This is a genomic window from Mucilaginibacter sp. GW822-FHT03E02, from assembly GCF_058801545.1.
On the sequence record NZ_JBXANJ010000001.1, the window covers coordinates 738,983 to 750,993 of the forward strand.

Sequence of the window (12,011 nt, forward strand, 5' to 3'; positions counted from 1 at the left end):
ATTTATTAGTTGTAATACTAACCAATTAGTATTACATTTGTTTATAACAGAAAATCGATGCAAAAATTAGCTAAACGGGAAGAACAAATAATGCAGGCCGTATGGAACCTGGATAAAGCATTTATTAAAGAGATTATACAGGAGTTGCCCGAGCCAAAACCCCACTATAACTCGGTAGCTACCATAGTAAAAATACTGGAAGAAAAAGGTTTTTTAGCACATGATAGCGTAGGCAATATTTTTCAGTATTTCCCGGCAATTGCCAAAGAAGAATATCAAAAACATGCCATGAAAGATGTAGTGAGCCAGTATTTTGATAATTCCTACTCACGTATGCTGGCTTTTTTTGCCAAAGAGCAAAAACTTACCGAAGAAGAATTGAATGACATTATAGAAATCATTAAATCGAATAAAAAATGATACCCTACCTGTTGCATGTAGCATTGCTAATAACAATTTGCCTGTTGTTTTATAAGCTGTTTTTACAACGGGAAACTTTTTATAACCTTAACAGGTGGATACTGCTCATCTGCTTACCCCTTTCCTTTTTGCTCCCGCTTATACACGTTCCGCAGCAATGGTCGATAAGGAATACCGAATCGCAAAACATCGTAATTGCGGATGAATTACCGAAGGTTACCTTGCCGGTAAAACCAGTTCAATCGGTTAAAACCATTGTACCCGAGCCGCCAAAAACAGGTTCAAAACCGGCAAGTACACCAAAGCCTGCCGTGGCGCCCCTGGCAAAACCGTTAACTACAATCGCATCGCATTTTACCTTGGCTGATATAGTGCACTGGTTATTTATTATTTATATAGCCGGTGTGGCGGTATTTGCTTTAAACCTGCTTATACAGCTTATTTACACGCTTTACATGGCTTATGCCCGTCCGGTAATTATTGATGGCACCTACCGTATTGTTGAACTTACCGGCGATAAGGTACCCTGCTCTTTCCTGAATAACATATTTATTAACCCCGAAAAGTACGATTGGGACACCTACAACCAAATTTTAGTACATGAAAAAGTGCATGCCCGCCAACTGCACAGCATCGATATTTTATTGGCCGAATTGGTTATCGTACTACAGTGGTTTAACCCTTTTGCCTGGTGGTACCGTACAGAAATGGAAAATAACCTGGAGTATCTTACCGATGAGGCGGTTACCAGCAAACATAATATTGATGTCGCATTATACCAATTAAGCCTGCTTAAGGTATCGGCCCCTCACCTATCGCTCCGAATTGCCACCAATTATAACCAGTCGATCCTGAAAAAACGCATCCTGATGATGAGTATCAAAAAGTCAAACCTGCATACGTTGTGGAAGTATTTTTTACTGGCGCCCCTATTTACAGGATTAACCTGTATCCTTAATCAGCCTGCTGCCGGAAAAAACCGGTTGATGAGTAAAGGGATGGATACCGGTATTATTCCCGATTCCTTATACAAGGGCGATATCGTGGGTTTTTGGTATGCCAACAAAGAGGGAAATGTACTCAATATGGACATGAAGATAGTGATCAAGAAGCAGGATTGGAGCTATAACGGCTTCGTTTTCCCGGTGAGCGCATTTTCATCTTTACCACTAAAAAAACAAAGCGATTTTTATGTAAAACGCGATGCAGGCACTATATTATTTAATGGCAAGTTTGAAGGCGACCAGGGACTTGGCCGGTTTAAAATGACGTTTAATAAAACTTACCTTGAGCACTTGCAAAAAGCCGGTGTAAAAAACACCAATGAGGATGCCCTTATTGGCCTGGTGGTAAACGATGTAAAAGAGGATTATATCAATTTACTGATAGATAACGGATTTAAGGACTTAACCGCCGAACAACTATCTATGTTGGCCTTATTTAAAGTAACACCTTCCGAAATAAAATTCTGGGGGCATTCGGGCTTTAAAAATTTAACTGCCAGGGATTTACAGCGGGCAAAAAGCGCCAATATGGATAGCAGTTACGTTAGCCAAATAAAGAAGGCCGGCTATCCCGACATTACCTTTAACGAACTATGCCTGCTTAAATCGGATAGCATAACAGCCGACTACATTAAGGGCCTTACCAGGGCAAAATTAGCCGCCAGGGTACCAGGCGATACTACCGGAACGGTAATACCTGTAAGCATAATTTCAACAGCCAAATACATGCATATTGATAGCGCCTACCTGCGGGCACTGGCCGGCTTTGGATATGATTTAACAGCATCGCAGCTGCATTCATTCAAAAACTTCAACATCACGCCCGAATACATTACCGGACTGCAAAATTCAGGCTATAGCAATATACCGGCAAGCACACTGCTAAGTCTCAAAATTTCAAAAATAACACCCGAATATATCAAAGGCTTTCATGATGTGGGGTACAACAACATCCCGTTAAATGCCTTAACGCTTTTTAAATCGCAGGGTATCACACCCGATTTGGTTATGGGTTATAAAACAATGGGTTACATCAATATTGAGCCCACCACATTGGTGCAGCTTAAGGTAAAAGAAATAACCCCAGGATTTATTAAAGGCTTTAGCGATCTCGGGTTTAAAAACATACCCTTAACCCAGCTTTTTGTACTTAAAAACGCTGGCGTAACCCCCGCCTATGTAACGTCAATGAAGCAAAAGGGATTAAACTCAAAAGACATTCAAAAGTATATAACCTTAAAAAACTCATTCAATTAATAATAAACCTATGAAACACAACCTTATAACCTTATTTTTTTTAGCTTTTATCTGCTTTGAAGTAAAGTCGCAAACGGCTTTAACAGGTAGCCAGGCCTATAACAATGCGCAAAACCTGCGTGCAAAAGCCCGTAAATTTTACGAAAAGGATAATCCTACCAAAGCTGAGTGCGATAGCGGCCTGGCTATTTTAAATACCGCGGTAAATTTCCTGGACAAGCCCGAGGTGATAGAACTTGCCCAGGATAATTTATACTTAAAAGGTCGTAAAAGTGATGTTTATTACGATATGATATTGTGCTATACCCTAAGTAAACAGTATGAGAAGGCTTTGGACATATTTGACAAAATGGGAAACGAAGGCGATTACTACCGTATCGATTTTTATGAAACCGACTCACTGTTTATACCCATGCGATCGAACCCCAGGTTTCAATCGGCACTAAGCAGGCTTAAACTTAGGCAGGCGCTTTGGAAAGACGAATCTTTAAAAACGCCCTACAAGGAAAACATATCGGATGCTGAAAAAACAGCGGGATTATCGCTGCTATGGTCGCAGGCAAAATACAATTTCGTCAATTTTGACCACGCTGCGATAGATTGGGACAAAACCTATCTTGATTACCTTCCGCTGGTAAAAAACACTACATCAACCGCGCAATATTATAAAGTACTGCAACAGTTTTATGCACAACTTAAAGACGGGCATACCAATGTATACGTACCAAAAGAATTATCGGCCGAATTTTACACCCGCCCGCCATTCAGAACCGAACTGATTGAAGGCAGGGTATTTGTAAGCCAGGTTTTTAGCGACAGCTTAAAAACCCTGGGCATTACCCCCGGCACCGAAGTATTGAGTATAGATGGCATCCCGGTTACAACCTACGGCAAAACGCAGGTAGCGCCTTACCAAAGCAGCTCGACCGCGCAGGACCTGGATGTACGCACCTATACCTACGCCTTATTGGCGGGCCCGGCCACTAAAGCCCTGCATTTACAATTACGCAGCAGCACCGGTAAAACCTGGCAACAGGATATTACCCGCACCGGGTACCACGATGTAAAAAATGCTTTGACATCGCTGGAGTATAAGCGCATAGGGCAAATTGGCTATTTAACGGTAAACAATTTTGAAGACGAAAAGATAATGAAGCAGTTTGATTCGTTATTTACCCAGATAGCTACCACAAAGGGACTTATCATCGATATCAGGAATAATGGTGGCGGCAGCAGTGGTATTGGTTACCACATTATTTCGTCGTTAACCAATAAGCCATTTAAAGGCTCATATTCAAAAGTATTAAGGTATATGCCTACTATTAACGGCATCCAATGGCACGAAAACATGCCCGGCGAGTGGGATGCCAACGGCAAACAATATTATGATAAGCCGGTAGTAGTATTAATAAGCGCCCGTACGTTTTCGGCAGCCGAAGATTTTACCGTGGCTTTTGATTATATGAAACGCGGGCAGCTTATTGGACAAACTACCGGTGGCAGTACTGGCCAGCCCTTTGGCTTTAACCTGCCAGGCGGCGGATCGGCACGCGTATGCGGTAAACATGATGCCTACCCCGATGGTAAGGAGTTTGTGGGTGTAGGCATTGCGCCCAATGTGGCCATAACCAAAACTGTTAAAGACCTATGGAAAGGTACCGATGCCGCACTGGAAAAGGCTTTGCAATTGCTGAATAAGTAACGGTTTGATTGGTTTGTATAAAACGGCCTCTTGCTACGGTAAACGATAGCAAGAGGCCGTTAAACAATAGTACAGAAACTATAGACTAAATATAATGATATACAGAAATGTAGGCCTGACTTGGTTGCAGCTCAACCTCAAATGGCTTATAATGAGAACGGATATATTATAGAGAACTAAAGTTTTTTTAAATCTTTAATAGAAAGTCCCGGTGGCAAGCTAATTACGATTAACCGGCGTACAATAGCGAGTGGTATTTTTAAATGTTTACAGCGGTTCTAAAGCTTTTCAATTTCCTCAGCCGAAAGCCCGGTGAACTTTTCGATCTGGGCAACAGGCATGCCTTCTTTTTTCATTTCACGGGCAATAGTTTGCTTGCCTTTTTTCTCCCCTTTTTTCTCCCCTTTTTTCTCGGCTCTATCCAATAAAAGTTCTTCAATGCCCATGGTGTTGCTCCTTTCTGTTAAAATTTCTACCTGTTGTTCAAATTTAGTATTTATATCCTGATTTTCAAAGCGTATGTAATACCTTAAAAAATTCATCAGTACCCTTATTTTTTCTTTTGCTATATGTTTGGCCAGCAATAGCCTTGTCAGGTTAAGCTTCAAGTTCAAAAGCAGTTCATCACGCTCCCTGCTGCTTTTCAGGTCCTTACCTGCAAGTGCAGCCTTTGCGGTAAGTATAACCAGGGCAAAAGGATTATTACTGGCTTGTAGTGCGTCGTCGCTTTGGCTGGCTATTTTATAAGTATTAAACGTATAACGTAAGCTGGTGCCCATAAAGTCTATGGCAAAATGATCGGGCCTTTCTTTAGTATTGGCTTCGGTAAATATGGCGTAGGCTACAATTGGCTTCTGATATTTATCCAGTATCCTGTAAAAATAAGTGTACATGCGGCTGGCAAAATCTTTTTGATACTGGCCCTGCACTTCCACATGCACCAAAATCCATTCTTCTTTGCCTGCTTTAGTAAATACTTTAACCAGCTTATCAATCACCTTTGGCGAGTACTCGTCGTTTTCGGGCGGAAAAACCTGTTCCAGCTCTTTATCCAGAAACTCAAATCCTTTATCAAAGTCGAAAATCTCCGTGGCTTCAGGACTAAGAAAGCATAGGAAATCGTCAAAAACATCTTCCAAAATCCCTTTCCAAAGGATGTCGTCTTTTCTTCTCATCAAACAATAATAAAGAAATATTTACCAGTAAAAAAAGAGTTGACGGTAATAAAAACCGACCATTTGTTGTGGCCTATCTCAACCCTGTTTCCGCTTACCACTCAAATACTTCCTTACCGGGATATCGTAAGCCACCATGGCCAGGTAGCCCATGCCAACCAGCAATATTACACCTGCAATAACTATATAAACAATTTGGCTGGTTGGTGGCTTGTGGCTTATTACATAATTACCAAAAAACCAAATACCCACATAATGGGTCATATACAGCGGGTAAGAAATATTACCCGAAAAATTACAGAGTTTTCTAAGTCCGCCCGAGAGCGTGGCACCAGCGCCCAAAGCGATAAGCAGCGGAAAATAAAAAAGTACCACAAGCAATTGAGCAAGCCAGTTCCATTTGCTATGGGGCATCATTAAGGCCACTAACAGTAACAAGGCAAGACCAATAAAGCCAAGCCTGTTTTTGATAATGAAGTTAAACCGGTATACAAGCAGCCCTGCTGTAAACGAATAAAAAATGCGGGCGCCGCCCTCCCAAAAGTTTTCGCCGGCCCAGCCGCCCGATAATATTTTTGCATGGAAGGCCACAAAGCTTAGCGCCGCCGCGGCTATAACCAGCAATACAACCAAATACTTGCGCGCAAGCCTGTAAAGCACTAACGCATAAACAATATTGGCTATATACTCCCAAAATAGCGACCATGCCGGCGCGTTAAAACTAAAAAGGTTAAAATACCGCTCCTGCATGGCCGGGAACGGAATAAGCAGCATCGAGCTTACAAATATCAGCGCCAGCCGGCCAACGCTGTAAGCTTCCGGATGACCGCCAAACGGATCAATAAGAAAACCAATAAGGCCCAACACCGAACCTAAAATAACCAACGGGTGCAGCCTGATAATCCTCGATTTAAAAAACTCCAGCACGCCCATTTTACCAATCCGGTCATCATAAGCATAACCTATTACGAAACCCGACAGGCAGAAAAAAAAGTCGACAGCGAGGAAGCCATGGCCAATAAAGTTTACATCGTAACTTGGAAAAAGGAACTCGGTAAAATGAAATACCACTACCGCCAAAGCGGCAACGCCACGCAGGCCGTCCAGTATCTCGAAGTGTTGTTTGGTTTTTAAAGTTACAGGAATAGTGCTCATGAATAATTATTGCACCGGCCATTAGCTACAGCGCTTTTTAAAGATTATATGTGATGTATTCAAGAATACCGATTAATATCAAACCGGGCAAATATTCGGCGGCGTTTTTAACCATCTTTATTAAAAGCAAAATCCCGGATAGGTTGCCCGTCCGGGATTTTGCGATGCTTTGTATTTACTATTGTTTGGCTATCCTGTACATTTTGCCATTATCAGTTACGCCGTACAACGCGCCGTCTTTACCGGTGGCAAGCGACCGCCAGCGTTCGCGTTTGTCTTTAAACAGGCGCTCCTCGCCTACTACTTTATTATCCTTAATAACCAGGCGTGCAATGTGCGATCCGCTGAGGGCGGCTACAAAAAGGTTACCCTTCCATTCCGGTATCATATCGCCGGTGTAAAATGTAATACCGCAGGGCGATATAACAGGGTCCCAGTAATAAATGGGTTGGGTTACCCCTTCTTTTTGCTGAATACCATCACCAACTTTTTCGCCGCTGTATTCGATACCATAGGTAACCACAGGCCAGCCGTAATTATTACCCGGACGGATGATATTGATCTCGTCGCCGCCGCGCGGCCCAAACTCATCTTCCCACAGTTCACCGGTTGCGGGGTTCCAGGCCATCCCTTCGGGGTTGCGGAAACCGTAGGCATAAATTTCGGGCAAGGCATTTGGGGTATTGGCAAAGGGGCCACCCGGCACCGCCTTACCATCTTTGGTTAAGTGCAGTACTTTACCAATAGCAGCGCTCAGGTCCTGCGCTTTCATGCGTATATCGCCGCCAGAACGTTCACCGGTGCTTACAAACAAGTTGCCTTGCTTATCAAACAAAATGCGGCTGCCGTACTGTAAAGCACCCCTATAAGCGGGCTTTGCACGGTATATCACTTCAATATGCTCTACCTGGGTTTCATCTGCAGATAATTTACCTTTAGCTACGGCCAGTACGTTACCTTCGGGGGCTACTTCGGCATAATCCCAAAAAATCATCCGGTTGGTTTTAAAATCAGGATCGATGTTAACATCCAGTAAGCCGCCCTGGCCCTGGGCCAACACTGCAGGCAAATTGCTTATCGTTTTATCGGCCTGTCCATCAGCTTTTAGGATCCGCATAGTACCACCCTTTTGGCTTATCAGAAAGCGGCCATCGGGCAATACGCAAAGCGCCCAGGGCTGCTTTAACTCGCTATTAATAACGGTTGCGGTTACCGCCATTTTGGTTTTAACGCCTGTGATACGCGTTTGACCGGGGAAGGCTGATTTATAATCGCTATTTGGCTTAATGGTTTCAACAGGTGCACCTTTGCCGGTATCGGCAGCCGCAGTTTGTTGCGGGGCTGCATGGCAGGCAGCTATCCCGGCTGTTAACGACAGGCTTAAAATGAATGTTTTACAGTTGTTAGGCAGCATGAATTTGGTTAATAAATGTTTACAATACATTAATAGCTAAAACTACAAATAGGTTTTGAGGATAGCCTGCATATGCTGTAAAAATATTATGACATGCCCCTGTGGGCTATTGATTCTTAGCCCTTCACCTAAAACTTAATCCCCTACCCCTTGTTGTACTTTGCATGAATCGCCTGGTACAAAAACTCGAAAAAATTGGTCGCGACCCAAAAGTTACTGCAAAGGCAGTTGGCTTACGTTATGTCTCAGATTCAACCCCTGGATATACCCGCAAAAAAGCGGGCAAGGGCTGGAGTTATTATGATGCCGGTGGCGCGCTGGTAAAGGATAAGGAATTGATTGCCCGTTTTGCCAAACTGGTTATCCCCCCGGCTTACACCAACGTATGGATCTCACCTTATGAAAACGGCCACCTGCAGTTTACAGGTACCGATGCGGCCGGACGTAAACAATACCGTTACCATGCCGGCTGGAACCAAATCCGTAATCAAAGCAAATACCACCGCCTGCAAACCTTTGCCGAACACCTGCCTGCCATACGCGCCCAGGTAGATAAAGACCTGGCCCGCCACAACCTTGATCATGAAAAAGTTGTGGCACTGGTGGTACGCCTTATGGAACTGACCAGCATTCGCGTGGGCAATGAATCGTACAAAAAGCTTTACGGGTCGTTTGGTTTAACCACACTGCTTAACAAGCATGTGGCCATTGAAGGATCAAAAATTAAGTTTGAATTTAAGGGCAAAAAGGGTGTTTTTCATAAAATAGCCTTGCAAAGCAGGCGCCTGGCCAACCTGGTAAAGCAATGCCGCGATATACCGGGCAAAGAACTTTTCCAGTATTATAAACCCGATGGCGAACGGTGTAGTATCGGCTCGGGCGATGTTAACGACTATCTTAAAGGCATTACCGGCGAAGATTTTACAGCCAAAGATTTTCGCACCTGGAGCGGCAGCGTAAGCGCCCTTTACGCTTTTAAAGAGGCCGGCGAGTTTCAAAACATTACCGAATGCAAAAAGAAAATTGTAAGCGTATTGGACGAGGTAGCCATTAACCTTGGCAACACCCGCACGGTTTGCAAAAAATACTATGTACACCCAACGGTAATAAAAAGCTACGAGGAAGGCACCATATTTAAATACATTGATAAAATTGACAATGACAATAATATAAAAGCCGCCGAGCTGAATATTGCCGAAAAAGCCCTTTTACAACTCCTGGAAACAGAAAAACTCGCGGTAGCGAGTTGATTTGGTTGATTGTGGGAATCAGAATACTCAGAATTTTTAAATCAACAGAATTAAGGAGCCTTTTATAACACAATCAACCATTCACCAAGCAACATGGTTGATTAAGCTAACGGGGATAGTAAACTTATCAACTACTAACCATTTAACTGATCCTATTATTAACTTAATCAACCTTGTTTTTTGTAGTGGATGGTTTGTTATGTTGATTCTGTTAAGTGGTCGGCTATTTTGAATGAAAATTTTGATTAGCAACGACTTAATCAACCCAATCTAACTTAATCAACTACTCACTTTTTCTTTTTTAGCTCAATAACAATCACACCTTGTTTGGCTTTTTCGCCATATTTTTTATCGGTGGCGGGATCGTTTTTAAGAATGCTTATATTTTTGATATTACTTTGGTCTACCTTTTTAAATTCGGCCTGGGTAACCTCTTTACCATCTACCAAAATCAGCGGGCTTGCTTTATCGTCATTCCGGGGGCGTATCCGCAAAATTTTAGTTGCGGTAGCACTTATTCCATTTTTGCTATCAACCATAGTTACCGGATCACCATCGGCTGTCACCATCACAATGGTATCCATTGGTGTGGTACCATTTAAGGTAATGGCATTACCTTTTACAACTATGTTTTTACGGATTGGCTTGCTGTTCCAGCTGGTAACTGTTGTAGCGCCCGAAGCAGCACTGCCGGTAAGTCTTTTGGTGGCCCTTACACTGCTTACCCCTGTGCCTGTTACTGTAACGGGTTCAGCATCGTCGTTATCATCTGCAGTGCCTACAACAACATCATCTATCTTCAGGTTAGATTTAATTACCTTCGTGGATTTGGCCGACACGGTTACTTTGCTGAGGCCTTTAACCTTACCTACTACTACAGGATCGGCAGAGTTAACGGAGTACGTGTAATAAACATGTTTCGTTTTGCCGTTTGCATCCTTTAAAGTATCACCGGCAATTTTCATATCCCTTACAAAAATTTTATCAACGCGGCCTTTTGTATGAGTGGGGCTAAAATCCATTACTGTAGCAAACCCGGCATCTGTTGTGCCTTTAAATTTATCCAGTTTCTCTTTAAATTTTAAGCCCTCGGCCGAGTTTTTTGTGGTGATAAATACCAGCCCTACGTTATCGGCCACCTTATCATCCACAAGCTGTGCCGCATCGCTGTTTCTAAAAACATTAACACTAAGTATATCGTCGGGATTTACATTTTTGATGTCGCCCTTTTTACCGTTAATATAATATACAACCGAGTCGTTGCCGTTGATGTGGATAGCAAAAGCCCGTTTGGTGGTATCGGCGTTTACCATATCTTTTAAAATAAAATTCACTTTGGCATTCACGTGGTCAGTAGCCCCTTTATTAACGCTGTTTACCTTAATTTTGCCTGCTGCTACCAGTTGTGCTATTTTTTCTCTCAGGGCTTTACCGGCAATCGAGCTTTTCCTTGTTGCAAAGGCCACTGCATGGTTGCCATCGCCGGCATTAAAATACTTTTTGGCATCAGTTGCTGTAAGGTAATCTATACTTTCGGTATCATCGGCAAAGCCATTGGCATTTGATACCTGTACCCCATCCAGGTAAAATACAGGGCTGGTGTTGCCATCATCGGCTTTACCCTTAGCTGTGTTTACATCCTTACCTGGTAAAATCAATTTTATGGTGGCAGCCAGCTTATTTATGCCTACAGCATTACCTACATTATTTGATAATATGGTTATCGATTTAAATGCGGCGCTTTTTTTCACAAAATCGGCTTTTGAAATACTAAAAACCAACAACAGGCCAACTACAACCGGCACCATAAACACGTACCGGGTTAGGTTTATTTTTGAAGATCGTTTGGCGTTCATCATGATGATACGTTTTTTAATGGTTGATAAATTGAAATGGTTTACAATGCCAGGTTGCGTGTTATTAAAACTTACCGATACCAGGCTATACTGGTAAGTTTTGCTATCGATACCTTTTTTAAGGATCTTTTGATCGGTTATAAACTCAATATTTTCGCGGATGGCTTTTTTCATGAGCCAAATGCCCGGGTTAAACCAATAAAAAATGCTGCTTAGTTCGGCCAGCAAAATATCGGCCGTGTGCCATTGGTTTACGTGCACCTGCTCGTGCAGTAAAATTGCCTTTAAATCGGCAGGCTCATGGTTGGCCGGGTTAACAAAGATGCTTTGCCAGAATGAGAATGGCGCAGCATCTTTATCCATCAGCCTAACCTGGTGGTTGCCAATGGTAGCAGGCTTGGAATTTTTATATAAACGGTACAACGAAAACAGCTGCACAAACAAGCGGATGGCCAGCAAGGCTGCTCCTACCCAAAATATAAGCTCAACATAAGCCCAGTAACCGGGCTTATCAACTGTTTTTGCCAGGGCTTGCGCGGGCGCCTGCCAGTTTATAACTACCTGCTGAACAGGCCGGGCCAATTGCTGGTGGCGCTGTATAAAATCCGACAGGTTTATTTGGGGGTAAATGCTGGCAAACAATATAGCTGCAAGCAGGTAAACGCGGTTAAGGGTATAAAACGTAAGGTGCCTTAATACCAGGTAATAACCGGCGCAAAACAACAACAGGGCAATATTTACTTTAAGCAAAAAAACAAACAGTGCTGGCATGGCTTTA

The 12,011-nt window shown here is 42.9% G+C and carries 8 protein-coding genes; 4 read left to right on the forward strand and 4 right to left on the reverse strand.

Annotated elements, in window-relative coordinates; translation table 11 throughout:
* Window positions 1–57 precede the first annotated feature (57 nt).
* From AC1RM2_RS02745 to AC1RM2_RS02755, 3 genes are read left to right on the forward strand one after another with little or no spacing between them, the layout of a single operon-like run.
* Complete coding sequence (locus tag AC1RM2_RS02745; RefSeq protein WP_492983137.1) at window positions 58–420, forward strand: BlaI/MecI/CopY family transcriptional regulator; 363 nt, start codon at window positions 58–60, stop codon at window positions 418–420.
* Window positions 417–2,681, forward strand: coding sequence for a M56 family metallopeptidase (locus AC1RM2_RS02750; protein ID WP_492983139.1), 2,265 nt, complete (start codon window positions 417–419; stop codon window positions 2,679–2,681). The genes AC1RM2_RS02745 and AC1RM2_RS02750 overlap by 4 nt, the downstream gene beginning before the upstream one ends.
* A gap of 10 nt (window positions 2,682–2,691) precedes the next feature.
* Window positions 2,692–4,383 (forward strand): S41 family peptidase, encoded by a 1,692-nt coding sequence (locus AC1RM2_RS02755; RefSeq protein WP_492983141.1) that lies wholly within the window; start codon window positions 2,692–2,694, stop codon window positions 4,381–4,383.
* A gap of 278 nt (window positions 4,384–4,661) precedes the next feature.
* On the opposite strand, the gene AC1RM2_RS02760 is transcribed toward AC1RM2_RS02755, so the two are convergent.
* From AC1RM2_RS02760 to AC1RM2_RS02770, 3 genes are all read right to left on the reverse strand, one after another.
* The gene (locus AC1RM2_RS02760) at window positions 4,662–5,558 is read right to left on the reverse strand and encodes an Rpn/YhgA-type helix-turn-helix domain-containing protein (RefSeq protein ID WP_492983143.1); all 897 of its coding nucleotides are present in this window, start codon (window positions 5,556–5,558) and stop codon (window positions 4,662–4,664) included.
* 78 nt (window positions 5,559–5,636) lie between these two features.
* Window positions 5,637–6,713 carry an acyltransferase family protein gene (locus AC1RM2_RS02765; protein ID WP_492983145.1) on the reverse strand — a complete coding sequence of 359 codons (1,077 nt, stop codon included), beginning with the start codon at window positions 6,711–6,713 and terminating at the stop codon, window positions 5,637–5,639.
* Between the two features lie 178 nt (window positions 6,714–6,891).
* Window positions 6,892–8,127 (reverse strand): PQQ-dependent sugar dehydrogenase, encoded by a 1,236-nt coding sequence (locus AC1RM2_RS02770; RefSeq protein ID WP_492983147.1) that lies wholly within the window; start codon window positions 8,125–8,127, stop codon window positions 6,892–6,894.
* A 164-nt stretch (window positions 8,128–8,291) separates the two neighbouring features.
* Between AC1RM2_RS02770 and AC1RM2_RS02775 the strand changes: the two genes are divergently transcribed.
* Window positions 8,292–9,377: a DNA topoisomerase IB gene (locus AC1RM2_RS02775; protein WP_492983149.1), complete on the forward strand. Its 1,086-nt coding sequence runs from the start codon at window positions 8,292–8,294 to the stop codon at window positions 9,375–9,377.
* Between the two features lie 287 nt (window positions 9,378–9,664).
* On the opposite strand, the gene AC1RM2_RS02780 is transcribed toward AC1RM2_RS02775, so the two are convergent.
* Window positions 9,665–12,004 (reverse strand): M56 family metallopeptidase, encoded by a 2,340-nt coding sequence (locus tag AC1RM2_RS02780; RefSeq protein ID WP_492983151.1) that lies wholly within the window; start codon window positions 12,002–12,004, stop codon window positions 9,665–9,667.
* Between the last annotated feature and the right edge of the window lie 7 nt (window positions 12,005–12,011).